Origin of the sequence: Ramlibacter sp. AN1015 (assembly GCF_037726105.1) — a bacterium.
In the GTDB taxonomy this organism is placed as follows: domain Bacteria; phylum Pseudomonadota; class Gammaproteobacteria; order Burkholderiales; family Burkholderiaceae_C; genus Ramlibacter.
The window spans coordinates 86,263-106,031 of the sequence record NZ_JBBJUM010000014.1 but is presented as its reverse complement, the minus strand read 5'-3'; the positions used below and the strand labels follow the sequence as shown (position 1 = coordinate 106,031).

At 67.0% G+C, this 19,769-nt stretch carries 16 protein-coding genes and 1 tRNA gene; 8 read left to right on the top strand and 9 right to left on the bottom strand.

Annotation, left to right across the window (positions count from 1 at the left end; genetic code table 11):
* Positions 1-198: 198 nt before the first annotated feature.
* Complete coding sequence (locus tag WG922_RS18935) at positions 199-1,761, bottom strand: ABC transporter permease/substrate-binding protein (RefSeq protein WP_340284414.1); 1,563 nt, start codon at positions 1,759-1,761, stop codon at positions 199-201.
* Positions 1,762-1,832: 71 nt separating this feature from the next.
* Here WG922_RS18935 and WG922_RS18930 point away from each other — a divergent pair, with 71 nt between their 5' ends.
* Complete coding sequence (locus WG922_RS18930; protein ID WP_340284413.1) at positions 1,833-2,129, top strand: hypothetical protein; 297 nt, start codon at positions 1,833-1,835, stop codon at positions 2,127-2,129.
* A gap of 163 nt (positions 2,130-2,292) precedes the next feature.
* A complete protein-coding gene (locus WG922_RS18925) occupies positions 2,293-3,204 on the top strand; it encodes an alpha/beta fold hydrolase (protein ID WP_340284412.1) in 912 nt (303 codons plus the stop codon).
* 57 nt (positions 3,205-3,261) lie between these two features.
* Here the strand turns inward: WG922_RS18925 and WG922_RS18920 are convergent, their stop codons facing one another.
* Positions 3,262-4,260, bottom strand: a complete 999-nt coding sequence (locus WG922_RS18920) for a YcjF family protein (RefSeq protein WP_340284411.1) — start codon at positions 4,258-4,260, stop codon at positions 3,262-3,264.
* Positions 4,261-4,513: 253 nt separating this feature from the next.
* Here WG922_RS18920 and WG922_RS18915 point away from each other — a divergent pair, with 253 nt between their 5' ends.
* The 3 genes from WG922_RS18915 to WG922_RS18905 all read left to right on the top strand — a co-directional run bounded on the left by WG922_RS18915 (position 4,514) and on the right by WG922_RS18905 (position 6,791).
* Complete coding sequence (locus WG922_RS18915) at positions 4,514-4,909, top strand: VOC family protein (protein ID WP_340284409.1); 396 nt, start codon at positions 4,514-4,516, stop codon at positions 4,907-4,909.
* 169 nt (positions 4,910-5,078) lie between these two features.
* Positions 5,079-6,482, top strand: coding sequence for an FAD-binding oxidoreductase (locus WG922_RS18910; RefSeq protein ID WP_340284408.1), 1,404 nt, complete (start codon positions 5,079-5,081; stop codon positions 6,480-6,482).
* A 123-nt stretch (positions 6,483-6,605) separates the two neighbouring features.
* Positions 6,606-6,791 (top strand): hypothetical protein, encoded by a 186-nt coding sequence (locus WG922_RS18905; protein WP_340284407.1) that lies wholly within the window; start codon positions 6,606-6,608, stop codon positions 6,789-6,791.
* A 451-nt stretch (positions 6,792-7,242) separates the two neighbouring features.
* Here WG922_RS18905 and WG922_RS18900 read toward each other — a convergent pair whose 3' ends face one another.
* Positions 7,243-8,220: a tripartite tricarboxylate transporter substrate-binding protein gene (locus tag WG922_RS18900; RefSeq protein WP_445322858.1), complete on the bottom strand. Its 978-nt coding sequence runs from the start codon at positions 8,218-8,220 to the stop codon at positions 7,243-7,245.
* Positions 8,221-8,245: 25 nt separating this feature from the next.
* Complete coding sequence (locus WG922_RS18895; protein WP_340284406.1) at positions 8,246-9,412, bottom strand: mandelate racemase/muconate lactonizing enzyme family protein; 1,167 nt, start codon at positions 9,410-9,412, stop codon at positions 8,246-8,248.
* A gap of 218 nt (positions 9,413-9,630) precedes the next feature.
* Between WG922_RS18895 and WG922_RS18890 the strand changes: the two genes are divergently transcribed.
* Positions 9,631-10,548, top strand: a complete 918-nt coding sequence (locus tag WG922_RS18890; RefSeq protein ID WP_340284404.1) for a LysR family transcriptional regulator — start codon at positions 9,631-9,633, stop codon at positions 10,546-10,548.
* Between the two features lie 63 nt (positions 10,549-10,611).
* Here the strand turns inward: WG922_RS18890 and WG922_RS18885 are convergent, their stop codons facing one another.
* Together WG922_RS18885 and WG922_RS18880 are read right to left on the bottom strand one after the other, a co-directional pair.
* On the bottom strand, positions 10,612-11,013 hold the full coding sequence (locus WG922_RS18885) for a hypothetical protein (protein ID WP_340284403.1): 402 nt from the start codon (positions 11,011-11,013) through the stop codon (positions 10,612-10,614).
* 38 nt (positions 11,014-11,051) lie between these two features.
* A complete protein-coding gene (locus WG922_RS18880; RefSeq protein ID WP_340284401.1) occupies positions 11,052-11,459 on the bottom strand; it encodes a GFA family protein in 408 nt (135 codons plus the stop codon).
* Between the two features lie 383 nt (positions 11,460-11,842).
* On the opposite strand from WG922_RS18880, the gene WG922_RS18875 reads away from it, so the two are divergent.
* A complete protein-coding gene (locus tag WG922_RS18875) occupies positions 11,843-12,136 on the top strand; it encodes an RNA recognition motif domain-containing protein (RefSeq protein ID WP_340284418.1) in 294 nt (97 codons plus the stop codon).
* 80 nt (positions 12,137-12,216) lie between these two features.
* Positions 12,217-12,567 carry an RNA recognition motif domain-containing protein gene (locus WG922_RS18870; RefSeq protein ID WP_340284400.1) on the top strand — a complete coding sequence of 117 codons (351 nt, stop codon included), beginning with the start codon at positions 12,217-12,219 and terminating at the stop codon, positions 12,565-12,567.
* Between the two features lie 267 nt (positions 12,568-12,834).
* Here WG922_RS18870 and WG922_RS18865 read toward each other — a convergent pair.
* From WG922_RS18865 to WG922_RS18855, 3 genes are all read right to left on the bottom strand, one after another.
* A tRNA-Ser gene (locus WG922_RS18865) sits at positions 12,835-12,925 on the bottom strand.
* A 29-nt stretch (positions 12,926-12,954) separates the two neighbouring features.
* Positions 12,955-15,057, bottom strand: a complete 2,103-nt coding sequence (locus WG922_RS18860; RefSeq protein ID WP_340284399.1) for a response regulator — start codon at positions 15,055-15,057, stop codon at positions 12,955-12,957.
* Entirely contained in the window at positions 15,054-19,766 is a 4,713-nt protein-coding gene (locus tag WG922_RS18855; RefSeq protein ID WP_340284398.1) for a hybrid sensor histidine kinase/response regulator, read from the bottom strand. Before WG922_RS18855 ends, WG922_RS18860 begins: the two co-directional genes overlap by 4 nt.
* Positions 19,767-19,769 lie beyond the last annotated feature (3 nt).

Sequence of the window (19,769 nt, the reverse complement as noted above, 5' to 3'; positions counted from 1 at the left end):
TGGACTCGAAGATGCTGCGTCTCGGCTGGGATCTGCGACGGCCGGTTCTGGCCGGAAGCAGCCGTCAAGCGTGCGCCACCTTGATTCCAACCTCTCGCCGAGCGCGTCATTTTGCCCCAGCCTCTACTGCCGGTGTCCCAACGACGGGCGCTGTCGCTGGCAGCGCCAGCAGCCAGCACATGGAAGGAGCCCGTCGAGTCACCCGCCTGATCCGGCGCGGCCCTTCCCCTCGGCCTGGGCGCGCCTGCGCAACAGCACCCATTCGAGGGCGTCGAACAGCCACTGCGTCAGTAACGCGAGGATCGCCGCCGGCACCGCACCGGCGAGCATGTACGCCGTGTCGTTGACGGCCAACCCCGCCACGATCCGCTCCCCCAGCCCGCCGGCGCCGATGAACGTGGCGATCGTGGCCACGCCGACGTTCAACACCGCGGCCGTCTGGATGCCGGCGAAGATGGTCGGCGCGGCCAGCGGCAGCTCGATGCTGCGCAGCACCTGGCCACTGCGCAGCCCCAGCGCCAATCCTGCCTGCCGCATGCCGGGCGGCAGCGAGACCAGCCCGGCATGCGTGTTGCGCACGATCGGCAGCAATGCGTAGAGCGACAGCGCCATCAGGGCCGGCACGAAGCCGATGCCGCCCACCAGGGCGATCAGGAACGCCAGCAGCGCGAGCGAGGGCACCGTCTGCAGCATGCCTACGGCGGCCAGCAGCGGCTGGCCCAAGCGGGGCCGTCGCACGGCCAGCACGCCCGCCGGAATGCCGATCGCCCCGGCGATGGCGACCGAGGCGAACACCAGCGTGACGTGCTCGCGCAGCAGCCGGGCAAGGTCCGGGGCCAGCAGCCGGTCCAGGAAACGCTGGCCATGGGTGGCCGGGGCCGAGTGCACTGCGGAAGGACGGGAGCCCGCGGCTGCCTTGTTGCGGGCGACGAAGTCGCGCGCGACCTGCTCGAAGCTCTTGCCGTCAACCTCCGCTTCGGCGTTCATCGCCTGCATCACGCGTTCGTCGATGCGGCCGGCCAGTGCCGCGGCAAGCGGGCCTTCTTCCAGCTGTGCCTGCATCAGCAGCACCGCGTCATAGCGCGGGAAGAAGTTGCGGTCGTCACGCAGCACGCGCAGCCCCAGCCGGGCGATCTGCGCGTCGGTGGTGTAGACGTCCATCACGTCCACCTGCTTGCGCGCGAGCGCCTGGTACGCCAGCCCGTGGTCCAGCGCGTTACCGGGGGTGAAGGGCATGCCGTACGCCGCTTTGAGCGCGTTCCAGCCATCCGCGCGCAGCAGGAACTCATGCGACAGGCCGAAGCGCAAGCGGCCGCCGGCCTGCGCCAGGTCCGACAGCGTCGCGATGCCCAGGCGCGCGGCGTCGTCCTCGCGCATGGCGAGCGCGTAGCTGTTGTTGAAACCGAGCGGCACCGCCACCTTCAGCCCGCGCGGGGCGAGCCAGCGGTTGATCTGCTCCAGCGGGGGAGCGACGGCCTCCGCACCTTCTTTCTTCAGCAGCTCGCGCACGATGGTTCCGGTGTACTCGGGGTACACGGCGATGGAACCGCTTGCCAGCGCCTGCTCCATCACCGCTGTGTTGCCCAGGCCTTGGCGGTGCAGCGCCGGCACGCCGGCGTCCACCAAGGTCTGGCGTACCACTTCCCCGAGCACATAGCTTTCGGTGAAGCGCTTGGAGCCGACGACCACGGGGTCGGCCGCCTGCGCCGCGAGGCACGTGCCCACCAGGCCGAGCGCAATGATGAGGGACGCGAGGATCATCTCAGCGGCCAAGTATCCGCCACTCCACTGCAGCGGCATGATGCGTCATCCCCACCTCCCAGGAGCGGCACATGGACCACGGACCCGGCGCTTCGCAGGCCGCAGCTCCACCGGACAGCCCGGTGGCGAAGATCCTGCCTTCCATGTCCATCGCCACCATGGTAATGACCCTGCCACAGGTCTGGACCGTCTGGGTGGACGGCGAGGTAGCCGGTGTCTCGCTGCTGTCGTGGGGCACCTACCTGCTGGGCGCGTGCCTCTGGTTCGTCCATGGCTTGGCGCTGCGCGACAAGACGATCTACGTGGCCTGCGTCGGCTGGATCCTGCTGAACGCCGCGGTGGTGCTAGGGGTGCTGGTGCAGCGCTGACGGCGCGACGCTGCTTCCGACCCAAAGCGCCCGTCCTCCTCTGCTGGTCCACCGGGTGCAGGATCACGAACGCCACGCATCTCAGTTCTCACAATTGCGCAGGTTGCGCGCACACGCCGCCCGTCCTAGATTGGGAGCGGCCGCAGTCGTTGGAGGCCTGCAGATGGCAGGACACGAGCGCCTGGAATTTACGCAGGCCCAGCGTCGGATGCTTGACCGCTATGGCGTCGTCGCGCAGTCGCGCTTCGTCTACACGCCGTCGATCGGCGGGCGCGCGCACGCTCTGGTCGTCGGGGACGGACCGCCGGTGGTGATGGTGAACGGCATCGGAACTCCCGCAGCCATGTGGGCGCCCCTGATGGCTCATCTTTCGGGCTTTCGCCTGCACGCCATTGACCTGCCAGGGTATGGCCTCACTGACACCACCCCCGATCTGGCGGAGGATCTGCGGACCAGCGCTGTCCGGTTCCTCGACGAGGCGGTCCAGGCACTTGGGCTCGAGCGGCCGGCGTTCGTAAGCAATTCGATGGGGTCGCTTTGGGCCACCTGGTTGGCACTGGAGCGGCCCGATCGTGTCGCGGCGATGATCCATATCGGCTGCCCTGCCGTGGTGCTCGAAACGTCGGCCCCGTTTCCGATGCGCCTTCTTTCGGCCAGGCCCATGGGCAGACTGCTGACGCGCTTGCAGCCGCCATCCCGCAGCCAGGTGCGGCAGATGAGCAGGATGGTGGGCGAGTACCCCCTGCCGGCGGAATTGATCGACCTGCTGGTTGCGACGGAGCGCCTGCCGGGATTCCGGCACACGTTTCTCTCCACGCTTCATGTTCTGGTGCGCCTGCGCGGCAATCGGCCCCGGCATCGCCTGACAGCCAGCGAGCTCGAGCTCGTCACACAGCCTACGCTTCTGTTGTGGGGAGACCGTGACCCCTTCGGATCTCCCGCCGTGGGCGAGCGCGTTGCGGCCGCCATGCCTTGCGCCGAACTGCGGGTGGTCAACGGTGGCCACTGCCCCTGGCTGAAGAACGCAGCCAGCATCGGGCCGGCAGCGACGCGGTTCCTGCATGAGCACGCCTGATCCTCCTCGGCAGACACCGCAGCTTCCCCCGGGAGGCGCTGCCGCGTTGGCTCCGGTTCAGGCGCGGCCGCGCACCATGGAAAGCACCTTGCCCACATCCATGGTGCGCGCCTGCTGCTCCATCTGCGGCAGGTAGCGGCCCCGCAGGTCCTGCGCTTCGCTGGAAATCCCGGCGTACGCCTCCTGCAGCATCTGCGTAGTGAACGTGCGGCCGCCTGCGTAGTAGCGCTTGGCGACGTGCCCCAGCGCATAGGTCGCCACGAAGCTCATGCCCGAACTCACCGCCTGCTGGCCGAGGCCGCGCGCCAGCCCGCCGCCCATGCGTCCGAGCAGGCCGCCCAGCAGCTTGCGGCCGGCCTGTTCGAGGTACTGCGACGTCAGCCCCACTCCGACCGTCGCCAGGAAGTCCTTGACGTGGGTCGAATCGAGTTCGTACCCGTAGGCCTGACCGATGCGGTAGACCAGGCGCATCTGCAGCGGGATGATGGCCATGGTCGACAGCGTCTCCGGCAGCAGTTCCAGCGCACCGTTGGTGATGGCGGCGTTCAGGATGGTCTGGTCGAGTTCCGCCTCATCGACGTTCGGAGTGCGCGTGCCCGTACCGCCGCTCGCGGCCGCCGGCGTGGGTACCGGCGCGGCCGCCGACAGCCCGGCCGCTCTGGGGATGAGGCCGTCCATCGGAGCGGCGGCCATGGCTTCGGCGTCTTCGGTGAACTTCCGCGCGAGTCCGGCATCCAGGCCCAGGGTGCTGCGCAACTCGGACAGGAACTTCTGCTCGGGGACGGACTGCACGCCGTCGGCATCGCACACGCAGACCGCCATCTCGTAGCCCAGCTGGCGCGCCTCCGCCGAGCGCAGGGCCGCGGCGGCACCGGCCAGGTCCACGCGCTTCATCAGCACGTCCTGAACCAGCGTGGGCAGGTGGACGGCGTCGGTGTTGACCAGCGCCTCGGCGATCCGCCTGACCTCGGCGCGCTCGCGGTCGTGCTTGTCGCCGTCGGCGAAGGCGGCCATGAGGCTGAGGGTGACGACGGCTTGCGTTTCGGTCTGGGTCACGGGACGGGCTCCTGTCGATACGGGGGATAGTTGACTTGCTCGTGCGCCGCGGGTTCCCGGCCGCAGGCGCAGGCAGGACTGCCTCACCGCGCCACCACCGGGAGACATGCCATGCGATCCCACGATGATGGACCTTTCGCTCCAGCCGCGATTGCAAGAAGCAACAAGTTTGGACAAACCGGGATGCGCCACCTAGGCTGACCTTTTTTATTCGACTCAGGAGAGTGTCATCACGCAACCCACTCCCGGCCCGGTGAGCGGCCCGGGCGAGCGTTCCGGACGTCCGGCACTCATTGCATCCATCAGTGCCGTGACGCTGGCGACCCACGACATGGCGCGCGCGGTGCGGTTCTATACCGCGCTGGGCTTTACCTTGCGCTACGGCGGCGCCTCGGCGAGCTTCAGCAGTTTCAGTGCAGGCAGCTCCTGCCTCAACGTCACCACCGAGGGCAGCGAGCGCGAGTGGTCGTGGTGGGGCCGGATCATCTTCCACGTGACGGATGTCGATCTGTTGTACCGCCAGGCCGTCGCCGCCGGGCTGCAGCCCCAGGCGCCCCCGCATGACGCCACGTGGGGCGAACGCTACTTCCACATCAGCGATCCCGACGGACATGAGCTGAGCTTCGCGACGCCGCTCCGGACGTCCTAGACGCGCCCCACGAACTGCTACGACGGCTGCTCGGATACGCCGCCGATACGTTTGCAGCTCTCCCTGAAACGAGGCGATTACATCGGTTTGCCAGACTGCCTGGCGCGAGCACGCTCTGATCGCGCGCCAGCCGCTCCATTCCGCCATGCCGCACACGAAGGAGAACACCATGTCAGACCAGATCGTCACGACCCTGAAGCAAGCAATGCGTGGCCGCGTCATGGGTCCGGAGGACGCCGAGTACGACGCCGTGCGAGCGCTCTACAACGGCATGATCGACAAGAAGCCGCGGGTCATCGCCCGCTGCGTCGATGCGGCGGACGTGAGCGCCGCGGTCAACTGCGGACGCGACCAGGGCCTGCTGATCGCGATCCGCGGCGGCGGGCACAGCGGGCCTGGCCTGGGCAGCTGCGACGGCGGCCTGATGATCGACCTGTCATTGATGAAGAGCGTGCGCGTCGATCCCCGGGCAAGCACCGTGCGAGTGGACCCCGGTTGCACGTCGGGCGACGTGGATCACGCCACGCACGCCTTCGGGCTCGCAGTTCCGTTCGGCATTGTCTCGACCACGGGCGTGGCCGGCCTGACGCTGGGCGGCGGCACCGGGTATCTCACGCGCAAGCATGGCCTGACGATCGACAACCTGCTCGAGCTGGACATGGTGCTGGCCGACGGCAGCCTCGTGACGGCCAGCGAGCGCGAGCATCCGGACCTGTTCTGGGCGGCGCGAGGCGGGGGCGGCAATTTCGGGGTCGTGACCAGCTTCCTGTTCAAGGCGCATCCTGTCCGCATGGTGTATGCGGGCCCGGTCTTCTGGGAAGCCGTGCACGCGAAGGCGGTGATGGCGGCCTATCGGGACTTCCTGCCCACCGCGCCGGAAGAACTGGGCGTTTTCGTCGGGCTGAAGACAGTGCCACCGATGGACCCGTTTCCGAAGGATTACTGGGGGCGGCGCGCCTGCGCCATCATCGGCAGCTACAACGGCAGCGCGGCAGAAGGCCAGAAGCTCATGGCGCGCCTGCTTGAAAAGCTGCCTGCGCCGATCTTCAACTGGATGGGTGAAATGCCTTTCCCGGCGATCAACTCGATGTTCGATCCCTTCTTCCCCAAGGGTCTGCAGTGGTACTGGAAGGGCGATTTCGTCAAGACCTTGTCCGAAGCGGCCATCGATACGCACATCGCCCAGGCCGCCAACGCGCCAAGCGACCTGTGCCTGATGCACCTCTACCCGATCGACGGCGCTCCCCAGCGTGTCGCGAAGGACGCAACCGCGTGGAGCGCGCGCGACGCGACCTGGTCGATGGTGATCGCGGGCATCGATCCGGACCCGAACAAGGCGGAGGCGCTCAGGACGTGGGGACGCGCCTACTGGAAGGCGATCCACCCCTTCAACCTCGAGGGCGCGTACGTCAACTTCATGATGGACGACGAAGCGGATGGCCGTGTGCAGGCCACGTATGGCGAGAACTACGCCCGCCTGGCGGCAGTCAAGGCCAGGTACGACCCGGAGAACGTCTTCCGCGTGAACCAGAACATCAGGCCGGCCCAACGACAAGAGCTTGTCAGCGCCTGAACGGCTGCTGCAGCGGACCGTCCGCTGCATCCCGTGATCAGCCGCGTGCGCGCCTGCTCATGCACTCCGTCAGCCGGCACGGCCGCTGCGCGTGCCGTGCCAGCCCTGCGCTACGATGCCGAAATGAAGCTGCAGACAGTGCTTTCTTCCGTGCTCATCGGAATTGGCGGAGGGCTGATGGTCCTCAAGATCGTTGAGGACAGCGAGCCAGGCGCGATTCCACTTCTGTTGATTGTCAGCGGGATCGTGTGGAAGATTGTTGAGCGCATCCGGGTGCGCCGGCGCGAGAAGCGTACGACAGCTCGTTGACGGCGACGCTCTGGAGCGGCGCGCCCCTATCAGGGACGCATCATGCGCTTGGGGAGTCCTTGCTAGCCCGCGCCACCATCCAGCTCGGGAACACGCGCGTCCAGCTTCGGTGCGAACGACCGATTCGTAATCTGGCTATCGCAGTGACTGACGAATTCATCATCATTCCGTCGTGAGGGCTGCATCCGACCCGAAGCTGCCGCTGCCACAGCAGCCCACCAAGGCGAGGGAACACAAGCTACGCTGCATTTGTCCGGCCGACGGGTCAAGCTTGGCCTGAGCGCTTGCGACTGGCGAGATCTTGCACCGGGCCTTGTCAGGAGGCGACGCGTGCGCAGCGATGGATGGGTCCGAAGTTCCTACCCCAGTGCGCGAGAGCCGCAGGGTCAGTCGCCCGTAGTCCAGGCGGGCTGGACGCGCCACCTGATGCGAAGCGCACTTACGGGCGACCTCAGTCCGCGTACTCGCCCGATTCTTTGATCACCTTGCCCCAGCGCGCCATCTCTCCATCGAGGAAGTTCCGATGACCTGCAGGCTCCAGCCGGTTATCGGTGACGACCGTCAGTCCGATGGCTTCCTGACGCTTGACCAACTCGGGATCCTTCAGCGCCGCACGAATCGCCGCATTCAGCCTGGCCAGAACCGCCGGCGGAGTGCCCTTGGGGGCATACACCGCGTGCCACACCTGCACGTTGAAGTTCTGCAGGCCGGCTTCGGACAGCGTCGGCACCTCCTTGAGTGATGGAAGCGGAAGTCGCTGTGTTCCCGTCTGCGCGAACGCCCGGACCTTTCGGCCCTCGATCTGCGGAACGGCGTTGGTCGCCTGTTCGCACATCAGGTTCACCTGTCCCCCGATGAGGTCGTTCATCGCCGGCCCCGTCCCCTTGTACGGAACTGGTGTCATCTTCGCTTTCAGAGTGCTCTGCAGCATGAGTCCGCACAGGTGCGATGCGGAACCGACGCCCGCGTTGGCGATGGTGGCCTTGTCGCCGCTTGCCGCGATCCAGTTGCGCAATTCCGCGAAGTTCGTCGCACCCAACGCAGTGTTGCCGATCAGGACCGACGGCGCTTCGTTGATCACGCCGAGCGTCTCGAAGTCATCTGGCACCTTGTACGTCAGCTTGCGGTACAAGGCCGGCGCGGTGGCCATGCCGATATGGTGGACCAGCAGCGTGTATCCATCGGCAGGCGCTCGCGCCACTTTCGCGGCGCCGATCGTGCCGCCGGCTCCAGCTGCGTTTTCCACGACGACGGTCTGTCCCAGCGGCTTGCGCAGAGCTTCGGCCAGGTCACGGGCGATCTTGTCGCTCGGTCCGCCGGCCGCGAACGGCACGACCAGAGTGACCGGCTTGGCAGGAAAGTCGGCCTGTGCCGCGGCGAAGATCGGGGCGATTGCAAGCGCCGCAATAAGGGAGCGGGGTGCGTTCAATTCAGTCTCCTTGGTGGTACGCCGATCAGGGGGCGAGCTTCTTCATCTCGGCGAACAGGTCCGCCTTGCCTTCAAATCCGATGCCGGGCAGGTCCGGCAGGGTCAGGTGGCTGTTCTCGACCTTCACGCCATCGGGGAAGCCGCCGTACGGCTGGAACAGGTCGGGGTAGGACTCGTTGCCGCCCAAGCCGAGGCCGGCCGCAATGTTCAGCGACATCTGGTGCCCCCCGTGGGGAACGCAGCGGCTGGGTGACCAGCCATGCTGCTTCAACATGTCCAACGTGCGCAGGTATTCGACCAGTCCGTAGCTCAGGGCGCAGTCGAACTGCAGCCAGTCGCGGTCCGGACGCATGCCGCCGTAGCGGATCAGGTTACGCGCGTCCTGCATCGAGAACAGGTCTTCGCCCGTTGCCATTGGCTTGTCGTAGTAGTTGCGCAGCGTTGCCTGCAGCTCGAAGTCGAGCGGGTCGCCCGGCTCCTCGTACCAGAAGAGGTCGTACTGCGACAGCGCCTTAGCATACGCAATAGCGGTGTCCAGGTCGAAGCGGCCATTGGCATCCACGCACAGCTTCTGCCCGTCCTGCAGCACTTCCATGATGGCGTCGATGCGGCGAAGGTCTTCGTCGAGCGACGCGCCACCGATCTTCTTCTTCACGACCGTGTAGCCCCGGTCGATGTAGCTGCGCATCTCATCCTGCAGCTTTTTGTGGTCTTGGCCCGGGTAGTAGTAGCCACCGGCCGCGTAGACGAACACCTTGCGGTTAGGGGAGCCGTTGCCGTACCGGTCGGCCAGCAGCTGGAACAGAGGCTTGCCCTCGATCTTCGCCACCGCATCCCAGACAGCCATGTCGATGGTGCCGATCGCCACGGACCGTTCGCCATGGCCACCCGGCTTCTCGTTGGTGAACATCGTGACCCAGATCTTGTGCGGGTCCAGGTTGTCACCACTGTCGTCCACCAGGGAACCCGGCGCGGCCTCCATGATGCGCGGGATAAACCGTTCGCGCATCATGCTGCCCTGCCCGTAGCGGCCATTCGAATTGAATCCGTAGCCGACCACGGGCTTGCCGTCGCGGATCACGTCGGTGACGACGGCCACCAGGCTCAGGTTCATCTTGCTGAAGTCGATGTACGCGTTGCGAATCGACGAGCTGATGGGAACGGTTTTCTCTCGGATTTCAACGATTTTCATGCGGATGCTTTTTTCAGGCGAGCTTGACGAGTTGGCCTGTTGCCGTGTGCTGGTACCTGGAGAACATTTCGTCCAAGTAAAGCAATTGCCTCTTTGTCTAGCTTGATCTGCGCCTTGTTGCTAGAGTGAATGAACTGGTTGGCGATGTTCTGGCATGCGCCCTTCTTCTGCCAATGCTATTTTTTTCGTCTTTGATGTTCTGAAAGCACCGATCCACCATGCCGATGAACCTGTCGTGGCTGGATGACTTCCTGGCCCTGTCCACCAGCGGGAACTTCTCGCGGGCGGCGGAGGAGCGGCACATGACGCAACCAGCGTTCAGCCGGCGCATCCGCGCACTGGAAGAATGGCTGGGGACGGACCTGTTCGACCGCAGCCGCCAGCCAGCCACCCTGACGCCTGCGGGCAAGTGGTTCCGCGACGAGGCGCTGGAGTTGCTCTCGCAAGTCGCTCGCCTGCCCGGCGAGGCACGTGCCGTGGCAGGCTCACACTCCGCGTCCTTGCGCTTTGCCTCGACGCACGCGCTCTCATTTACCTTCCTCCCTGGATGGCTGCGCGGCTTGAAGCCGCAGGGAGAAATCGGACCTCTCACCCTCGTGTCCGACGTGCTGACCCGGTGCGAAGCCATGCTGTCGGAGAGCAAGGTGCAGTTCGTCATGTGCCACGCGCACCCGCGGGCTTCTAGCAAGCTGCAGGCAGACAACTTTCCGTCCGTGTGCGTCGGCATGGACCAGCTGTTGCCGCTGACTGCGCCCGGACCGGATGGACGCCCACTGCACATGATCGACCACGCGGCCGCATCGGCGCCCCTGCGCCTGCTGGGCTACAGCGAGGAGTCCGGCATCGGGCGAATCATTCGGGAGGTCAACGCAGCATTCTTCGAGCGCGTTCCCGTGCAGGACGTCTTCAAGGCGCACCTGGCGTCGGCGCTGCGGACCATGGCGCTGGACGGCGCGGGCATGGCATGGCTCCCCCGGACGCTTGTTAGGGAGGACGTGGAGGCCGGACGGCTGGTGCCCGCCATCAGGTCGGAATGGCGGATCGACGTGGAGATCCGGCTCTATCGGGATAAGGCCCCGCTCGGGGCGAGCGGCGACAACCTCTGGGCGACGATCTGCGCGAACGCCTCACCTTGAGTGATCGGAGCGTGCCAGCAGAGGGAGCGTTCTGCTGAAGACCGTTCCTCGGCTCGAAACGCCTCACATGTACAGAGCGCGGTTGAGGGGCACGAGATAGTCGGCATCAGGGTTCGCCATGCCACGGCCCTCCATCCGCTCCATGATGGCAGCGACAGCCAAGTCGCGCCGCTTAGGCAGGCGCGCCCATTCCGCCGCCGCCAACGGGCGACGCAGCTCTTCACGCGTAAGGTCGGTGCAGTAGCCCGGCGCGCCCGGCTGTTGCCGCCACGACTCCGCGATCGCGCCCGCATTAACGGCGTCGAAGCCGGTGTCCTCGACGAGAGCCATTGCCACCTTACGGCCACGCTCGCGATCAGCCGCCACTGGGATGGCGATACGCTCCGGCTCGCCGGCCGGCTTTGCCTTTCGCGCGAAGGAGTCGGAGCCGATGGCGTTCCACGCCTTGGCAATGGGCCGTCCCATGCCCCACGGTTGCGTCTCCGGAAATTGATTGACGCGGCTTACTTCGGCGAGTTGGGGAAGTGAGGGAGTTTCTCGTCGAGGCACACCCAGGGTTGTGCGCGAGATGTCCAGATGTCCAGCATTGGCGCGAAGGTAGACAGATCGTCGAGAGAAGGAAAGCGGATCGAAGTGAACTGCGAGTTCGCTTCGCTACGGGTGAACAGAGGGCTGCCGCAGTCGCCACAAAAGCTGCGGGTCGTCATACCGCTGCCTGCGCGAACGTCGTAGGTTTTGGGGGAGCCTTGGACCTCGAGATCCGAGCTCACGACGACCACGCCGGAAGCGAACGGAGCGCCGCTCGAGCGCTGGCAGTCAGCGCAATGGCAGTTCAGCATTGCGATGGGCTCACTTCTGCATCGGTAGCGGACCGAACCGCAGGCGCACTTCCCTGAGAACTCTGAATTCATTCGCCAGATTATCCGGGGGCCCGCGCAAAGCTGATGCCCGCTCCTGGCCGGAAGCGGACACCGCAAGGAACCGGTGCTCGGCTTCCGCTCCGAGCCCGCGCCGCGCGGTGGAGTGACGTCCGCACCCAGGGGCGCTCCGCTGGCAAGGAGCTCAATGCGACCTCGCCACGTCGGGCGAGAGTTTGCTCTGCGCAGAGGAAGTGCATAGCGTGTTAACCTGCGCGCTGCTGGACGTTCAACAGATCGTCGCTCTTCAAGGTTTACTTTCTCCCTCCGGCGGACTTGCAACCCGCCGCGTCGTTGTCTGAAATCCCGTCGATGTTCTCTGGCGTTGTGCACCGCACGGCATGTTGCTGCGCGGCACCTTCCTCAATGGAGACATCATGGAAAACAAACTCTACGTAGGCAACCTGCCCTACGCCTTCAACGACGCCGACATGCACCGCACTTTCAGTGAGTTCGGGTCGGTCAGCAGCGCGAAGGTCGTCATGGACCGCGAAAGCGGTCGCTCCAAAGGCTTCGGCTTCGTCCAGATGGCCACCGCCGCTGAGGCCACCGCGGCCATCGCTGCCCTGCATGGCCAGGGCCTGGGCGGCCGCGATATGGTCGTGAACGTCGCCAAGCCTATGGAGCCGCGCTCCGCCCATGCGGGTGGCTATGGCGGCAATCGACACTGATTCGCTGAAGCTAGCGGCGGCTGCGGCCGCCACCTCCCCGTGCGCACGACCGCGCGCCCTAATCAAAGAAAGGCTCTTGCATGAGCAGAAAAATTTACGTAGGCAACCTGCCTTACTCCGTGACCGATTCCATTCTGGAAAGCAACTTCGCCGAGTTCGGTGGCGTTGCCTCATCCAAAGTCATGATGGATCGTGAAACCGGCCGCTCCAAGGGGTTTGGCTTCGTGGAAATGGCGTCCGCCGAAGTCGCCCAGGCTGCGATCAATGGGCTGAACGGCATGTTCGTGGATGGGCGCTCGATCACCGTGAACCTCGCCCGTCCGCGCGAAGAAGGCCGTGGCCCCGGTGGAGACGGTGTGCAGGGTTTCAAGGCCAGCAATCGCGGCGACGTTGGCTATGGCAATGGCGGCTTCGGCGGCGGTCGATACTGACGCCTGCCGCTTCCAGCGAAAAGACCGGTTAGCCGGTCTTTTTTTTTCGGGCCGGGGCGCTCTGCGCGCCTAGTCGCCCGTTCTTGCTCAACTCGTCCTTGAGCACGCGCGCAAACGGGGGCAAGGCCGTCTTGTTCCCCCGGACAGTCCCCCGGTCGCCGCTGGCTGTCGATGGTCAACGGCGGAGCGTTGCGCATGAAAAAGCCCCGTCCGGCGGGGCTTTCTGGGGTGCTGCTGGTGCCTAGCGGTCATCAGTGGAGCTATTTCTGGCGGAGAGGGCGGGATTCGAACCCGCGGTGGGCTATTAACCCACACACGCTTTCCAGGCGTGCGACTTAAACCGCTCATCCACCTCTCCTGCGAAGCCCGCGATTGTAGCAGCGTCGATCAGGCGACCTTGATGCGGCGGAACTTCTGCGGGTCGGCAACCATGGTGAGCAGCAGGTTCACGTCTGCGGGCTTGACCATGTGGAAATCGAAGCCGGCTTCGGCCGAGCGGTGGCGGCTTTCAGCCTCGCCGTAGCCGGTGAGCGCGACCAGGAGTGCGTCGGCTCCGCAGGGGTGCTGGCGCAGGCGCTGTGCGACCTCGAAACCGTGCATGCCAGGCAGCCCGATGTCGAGCAGCACCACGTCGGGCAGGAAGTCCTCGGCGATGGCAAGCGCCGTGGGGCCATCCGCTGCGACGCGCACGGGATAGCCTTCCATCTGCAGCAGCAGCGTGAGCGTCTCGGCGGAGGCCGCCAGGTCGTCCACCACCAGCACGCGTGCGAGCTGGCGCTCATCGGTCGCCGCCGACCGCGCCGGCTTGCCGGTCGGAACCGCGCGCTCGGGTGGCGTACCGGCCTTGGCCGGAAGGCGCACCAGCATTTCGGTGCCGGTACCGGCGCCGCCACTGCGCGCCTCGACCTGTCCGCCATGCAGTTCCACCAGGTGCTTGACCAGCGTGAGGCCGATGCCCAGGCCGCCCTGCGCGCGGTCCAGCGTCTGGTCGCCCTGCACGAACAGCTCGAAGATGTGCGGCAGGAACTCTGGCGGAATGCCGCAGCCGCGGTCGCGCACGGTGAGGGTCACCTGTTCCCCGTTGAAGCGGGCCTCCAGGTCGATGGGCGATCCCGCAGGTGCGAACTTGGATGCGTTGTTGACCAGGTTGGAGATGACCTGCGCCAGGCGCACCGCGTCGCCCATGAGCAGGATCGGAATCTCCGGCAGGGTGACGCGCAGTTGCTGGCCGCGGGCGGCGACGCGCGGCGCGCTGGCCTCGACCGAGCGCTCGACCAGGGCGGCAAGCGAGAGGCGCTCGGGCCGCACCACCACCTTGCCCTGCACGATGCGCGAGACGTCCAGCAGGTCGTCGATGAGCCGCGTCATGTGGTCGGCCTGGCGGCTGATCACGTCGCGCGCCCAGTGCAGGGTGCCCGGCGCGACTTCGCTGCCCTGCATGATGTGGACCGCGTTGCGGATGGGTGCGAGCGGGTTGCGCAGTTCGTGGGCGAGCATGGCCAGGAACTCGTTCTTGCGGCGATCTGCCTGCTGCACGGCGGCATAGAGCCGCGCGTTGTCCAGGGCGATGGCCGCGCGGCCGACCACCTCGGTCGCCAGCGCGCAACGCTGGGAATCGAACGCGCCTGCGGGTCCGAGCAGCACCAGTGCCCTTCCCGCCCGCTCGCCCTCGCGCAGCGGGAACACCAGCCCCGAGCGCGCCACAGCGTCGGCGGCTGGGGCCGGCTCGTGCCAGCGCTGCATGTGCCCCTGCGCCAGCGCCTCGCGCACCGCCGCGGACAGGGTCGGCGCCAGCGCCGGCGCCGCGCCGCCGCCCGCGGTGGCCTGCACGCCGACACCGCCGTCGAGCCCGACACCCACGAACAAGGCCTGCTCGGCCAGCGTAGGCACGCAGACCTCCAGCAGTGCGGCCGCGGTCTGGTCGGTGTCGAGCGAGCGCGTGAGCCGCTGGGTCGCATTGGCGAGAAAGTCGGCGCGGACGGTGGTCGCCTCGGCGGCGGCGCGCGCCGCTTCGGCCCGCGCCAGCGCCTCGCGCTCGGCCGCGCGCAGCTGCAGCTGCCGGTTCATGCGATAGAGCTCGACGAACACCCGCACCTTCGAGCGCAGCACCTCAGGCACCACGGGCGAAGGGATGTAGTCCACCGCACCGAGCGCGTAGCCGCGCTTGGCCTGCAGTTCATCGACGTAGGCCGTAATGAAGACGATGGGCGTCTGGGCCGAGCGCTTGTACTGGCGGATCAGGCTGGCCGTCTCCAGTCCGTCGATGTCGGGCATGTTGACGTCCAGCAGGATCACGGCGAACTCGTTGTTCAGTACCTGCGCCAGCGCCTCGCGCCCGGAGCGGGCACTGATGATGTTCTCGCCGAGCTCCTCGAGCACGGTGCGGAAGACGACGTGCTTCTCCTGCAGGTCATCGACGATGAGGATGTTCGCCTTGCCCTCTTCCGGGCGGACGGCGGGTGCGTGCTGGTGGGCCACGACGTGCGTCATCGCGGCAGCCATGCGCGCAGAACGGCGAGCAGGTCCTGGGTGTTGACCGGCTTGGACAGGTAGTCCCATGCGCCGGCCTCGATGCACCGTTCGCGGTCGCCCTTCATGGCCTTGGCGGTGACCGCGATCATCGGCAGCCTGCGCCCCTGCGGCAGCCGCCGGATTTCCTTCATGGTGGTCATGCCGTCCATCTCCGGCATCATGATGTCCATCAGCACGACGTCGATGTGCGCGTCGTTGGCGACACGGTTGATTGCTTCGCGGCCGCTGTCGGCCCAGACGATATCCATGCCGTGTTCCTCCAGTACCGTGGCGAGCGCGAAGATATTGCGCATGTCGTCATCGACGATCAGCACGCGCCGCCCCGCGAGTGGGCGGCTGGCCGCAGCGAACTCCCTGACCGTCAGCTCGGTGGCCGGCGGCAGTTTCCCGGTGGCGACGTGCATGGCCCGCAGCGCCGCGTCGAACAATGCCACCGCGTCGGGCAGCACCTGGGCGGCCATGCCGGGCGCGTCCTTCCAGGCCGGTGTTCCGGGGGCGCCACGCAGCAGCAGCAGCGGCACGGGCCCGCAGCCCGGCCCGGGCACCTGCTGGAGGGCCTCGCGCAGATGGGCCTGGTTCGCCCCCAGGCAGTGCTGGTCGAGCACCACGCAGTCGAAGCGGTGCTCGTCCAGGGCGTCCAGGAGTTGCTGCGTGTCTTCGGCGAGCACCGCGTTCAGGCCCTCCACGTCCGCGAGCAGGTCGAGCAACGCGCGGCGCGTCGGCTCGTCGTCCAGGCCGACAAGCACCTTGCGCTGCATGCGACCGGCATAGGAGAGCAACTGCTCCAGCAGCGCATCGAGCACGTCGCGGCTCGGCACCGGCTTGGCGACGAAACCGAGGGCGCCCGCGTTGAACGCCCGGTCGCGCGACTCGTCGGTGGAAATGACGCACACCGGCACGTGGCGCGTGGCCAGGTCTTGCTTGAGGCGGTCCAGGACGCGCCAGCCGTCCATGTCGGGCAGGTGCATGTCGAGCGTGATCGCCAGGGGCGCGTGCTGGCCGGCCAGCGTCAGCGCGCCCGCCCCCAGTCCGGTGACCAGACCCTTGAAGCCTTTGGCTCGCGCCGCATCGAGCAGGAAACGCGCGAAGCCGAGGTCGTTCTCGACGATCAGCAGCACCGCGTCGCCCTGCGCGATGGTGTCGCGGTCGTCGTCCGCTTCGTTCGGCAGACCGAACGTGGCTTCGTCTCCTGTGTCGTCGGCCGCGACGTGCGCCACGGCGACGCGTCTGGCGCTCGCAGCGACTGCGGCGGGCGTCGCAGGCGGCGTTTCGCGATCGGCAGGCGCATGCCGGGCCTGCGGCGCCACCTCGCGGCTCGCGGATACGGATGCGGTGCGCCACGAGCCTCGCGTCGAGGGGAAGTGCGCCGGCAGGTACAGCGTGAAGGTACTGCCCTGCCCCGGTGCGCTGGCCAGGCGGATCTCGCCTCCCAGCAGCTTGGAGAGCTCGCGGCTGATCGCCAGGCCGAGCCCGGTGCCGCCGTACTTGCGGCTGGTGGAGCCGTCGGCCTGCTGGAACGCTTCAAAGATGATCTGCTGCTTGTCGGTGGCGATGCCGATGCCGGTGTCGGACACCGAGAACGCGATCACCGACTGCGCATGGTTGAGTGCTTCGTGGTCGCGGCTCCAGCCGCCCACGACCTCCTCGATGGAGAGCGTCACCTGCCCCTGGTGCGTGAACTTGAACGCATTGGACAGCAGGTTCTTGAGGATCTGCTGCAGGCGCTTGGCATCGGTGAGGATGGTCTCGGGCAGGCGGATGCCGGGCTCGACGCCGAAGCCGACGTTCTTGGCGTCGGCAACGTGGCGGAAGGTGCGCTCCACGTACACCTGCAGGTCGGACAGGTGCAGCTCGCTGATCTCCACGGCGACGGTGCCCGACTCGATCTTGGAGAGGTCGAGGATGTCGTTGATCAACATCAGCAGGTCGTTGCCCGACGAGTGGATGGTGCGGGCGAACTCGACCTGACGCGTGCTGAGGTTGCCTTCGGGGTTCTTGGAGAGCTGGTCGGACAGGATCAGCAGCGAGTTCAGCGGCGTGCGCAGCTCGTGCGACATGTTCGCGAGGAACTCGGACTTGTACTTCGAGGTCAGGGCCAGCTGCTTGGCCTTTTCCTCCAGCGCCTGGCGCGCCTGCTCCACTTCGCGGTTCTTGTGCTCCACCTCGTGGTTCTGGTGCGCGAGCAGCTTGGCCTTGTCCTGCAGCTCGAGGTTGGTCTGCTGCAGCTCTTGCTGGCGGCTTTGCAGCTCCTGGGCGAGCGACTGCGACTGGGCCAGCAGGTCCTCGGTGCGCATGTTGGCCGCGATGGTGTTGATCACGATACCGATGGATTCGGCCAGCTGGTCGAGAAACGCAAGGTGGGTCGACTTGAAGCGCTCCAGCGAGGCCAGCTCGACGACGCCGCGCACCTGCCCCTCGAACACGATGGGCAGCACCAGCACGTTCAGCGGCGTGAGCTCGGTCAGCCCCGAGGCGATGCGCAGGTTTTCCGGGACGGCCGAGGTGATGAGGACCTTGCTGCGGTCCACCGCGCACTGGCCGATCAGCCCCTCGCCGAGCGCGATCTCCTTGCCGTGCGCACCGTGGCCCTGCGAGGCGTAGCTGGCCGTCAGGCACAGGCGCGGCGCCTGCTGGTCGGGTGCACGGCGCAGCACGTAGAACTCGCCCTGCTGCACGCCCACCACCGGCGCCAGCTCGGACAGGATCAGCTGGCCCACCGCCACCAGATCCTTCTGGCCCTGCAGCATGCGGGTGAACTTGGCGAGGTTGGTCTTGAGCCAGTCCTGCTCGTTATTGAGCTGGGTGGTGTCCCGCAGGTTGCGGATCATCTCGTTGATGGTGTCTTTCAGGGCCGCCACTTCGCCCAGCGCCTCCACCGTCACCGAACGCGTCAGGTCGCCCTGCGTCACGGCAGTGGCCACCTCGGCGATGGCACGCACCTGCGTGGTGAGGTTGGCCGCGAGCTGGTTCACGTTCTCGGTGAGGTTCTTCCAGGTGCCGGCCGCGCCCGGCACCTTCGCCTGCCCGCCGAGCTTGCCCTCCACGCCCACTTCGCGCGCCACGGTGGTCACCTGGTCGGCGAAGGTGGCCAGGGTGTCCGTCATGGAGTTGATGGTGTCGGCCAGTGCGGCGATCTCGCCCTTGGCCTCGACGGTGAGCTTGCGGTCGAGGTCGCCTCCGGCGACGGCGGTCACCACCCGCGCGATGCCCCGCACCTGCGCGGTGAGGTTCGAGGCCATGAAGTTCACGTTGTCGGTGAGGTCCTTCCAGGTGCCGGCGACGCCCTGCACTTCGGCCTGACCGCCGAGCTTGCCCTCGGTGCCCACCTCGCGCGCCACCCGCGTCACCTCCGAGGCGAAGGAGCGCAGCTGGTCCACCATGGTGTTGATGGTGTTCTTCAGCTCCAGAATCTCGCCCTTGACGTCTACCGTGATCTTCTTGGACAGGTCGCCCGCGGCCACGGCCGTGGTCACCTCGGCGATGTTGCGCACCTGGGCGGTGAGGTTCGAACCCATCGAGTTCACCGAGTCGGTGAGGTCCTTCCAGGTGCCGGCGACACCCTGCACGTCGGCCTGGCCGCCGAGCTTGCCCTCGGTGCCCACCTCGCGCGCGACCCGCGTCACCTCGGAGGCGAAGGAGCGCAGCTGGTCCACCATGGTGTTGATGGTGTTCTTCAGCTCCAGGATCTCGCCCTTGACGTCCACCGTGATCTTCTTGGACAGGTCGCCCGCGGCCACGGCCTTCGTGACGTCGGCGATGTTGCGCACCTGCGACGTGAGGTTGGACGCCATGAAGTTGACGTTGTCGGTGAGGTCCTTCCAGGTGCCCGCGACCCCCTGCACTTCGGCCTGGCCGCCGAGCTTGCCTTCGGTGCCCACCTCGCGCGCCACGCGCGTGACCTCCGCCGCGAAGGTGCCCAGCTGGCGCACCATGCGGTTGATGGTGGTTGCCGTGCGCAGGAACTCGCCCTGCAGCGGCCGGCCGTCCGCCTCCAGCGCCATCGACTTCGAGAGGTCGCCCTGCGCGACGGCACCGAGCACGCGGGCCACCTCGGAGGTGGGGTGCACCAGGTCGGCGATGAGCGAGTTGATCGACTCGGCCGACTCGCGCCAGAAACCTCCGGCCTGCGGCAGCAGGGCCCGCTCCTTGAGCTTGCCCTCCTTGCCGACGACCCGCGACAGGCGGGCCAGTTCACGCGACATCCGCAGGTTCTCGTCCACCACGGCGTTGAACGCGTCGGCGAGCTTGCCGAAAGCGCCGGGCCAATCGTCCGGCAGGCGGGCCTGCGCGTCGCCCTTGCGCAGCTTGTGCAGCGCCTGCAGCACGGCACGCGTGCGCTCGGAGCAGGCCTGCGCCTGATCGACAAGCAGGTTGACCGAGGCGACGTTGCCGAGCCACACCCCCGAAAGGCGCTCTTCGGGCAGGCGTTTGGGCTCGAGCCCGGACAGCAGGGCCGTGTCGAGCGCGCGCAGGCGGTGCGCGCCGCGCGCGGTCTGCGCCGCCAGCTCGTTGAACTCGGCAGCCACGCGCCCGGCGAGGCCCTCCCACTCGGTGGGCAGGCTCGCATCGGCATCGCCGCGCCGCAGGGCGCCGAGCGCCTGCAGGATCATGCGCAGCTCCCGCTCGCGCTGGTCGAGCGGCTCCCGCTTGCCTACAACAACTTCCATGCG

Bases quoted from the DNA above. Each gene is read 5' to 3' on its own strand.
- WG922_RS18925 (WP_340284412.1), top strand. From the start codon at position 2,293: ATGGCAGGACACGAGCGCCTGGAATTTACGCAGGCCCAGCGTCGGATG.
- WG922_RS18935 (WP_340284414.1), bottom strand. From the start codon at position 1,761: ATGATCCTCGCGTCCCTCATCATTGCGCTCGGCCTGGTGGGCACGTGC.
- WG922_RS18930 (WP_340284413.1), top strand. From the start codon at position 1,833: ATGGACCACGGACCCGGCGCTTCGCAGGCCGCAGCTCCACCGGACAGC.
- WG922_RS18855 (WP_340284398.1), bottom strand. From the start codon at position 19,766: ATGGAAGTTGTTGTAGGCAAGCGGGAGCCGCTCGACCAGCGCGAGCGG.
- WG922_RS18875 (WP_340284418.1), top strand. From the start codon at position 11,843: ATGGAAAACAAACTCTACGTAGGCAACCTGCCCTACGCCTTCAACGAC.
- WG922_RS18910 (WP_340284408.1), top strand. From the start codon at position 5,079: ATGTCAGACCAGATCGTCACGACCCTGAAGCAAGCAATGCGTGGCCGC.
- WG922_RS18880 (WP_340284401.1), bottom strand. From the start codon at position 11,459: ATGAATTCAGAGTTCTCAGGGAAGTGCGCCTGCGGTTCGGTCCGCTAC.
- WG922_RS18895 (WP_340284406.1), bottom strand. From the start codon at position 9,412: ATGAAAATCGTTGAAATCCGAGAGAAAACCGTTCCCATCAGCTCGTCG.
- WG922_RS18870 (WP_340284400.1), top strand. From the start codon at position 12,217: ATGAGCAGAAAAATTTACGTAGGCAACCTGCCTTACTCCGTGACCGAT.
- WG922_RS18905 (WP_340284407.1), top strand. From the start codon at position 6,606: ATGAAGCTGCAGACAGTGCTTTCTTCCGTGCTCATCGGAATTGGCGGA.
- WG922_RS18860 (WP_340284399.1), bottom strand. From the start codon at position 15,057: ATGACGCACGTCGTGGCCCACCAGCACGCACCCGCCGTCCGCCCGGAA.
- WG922_RS18885 (WP_340284403.1), bottom strand. From the start codon at position 11,013: ATGGGACGGCCCATTGCCAAGGCGTGGAACGCCATCGGCTCCGACTCC.
- WG922_RS18890 (WP_340284404.1), top strand. From the start codon at position 9,631: ATGCCGATGAACCTGTCGTGGCTGGATGACTTCCTGGCCCTGTCCACC.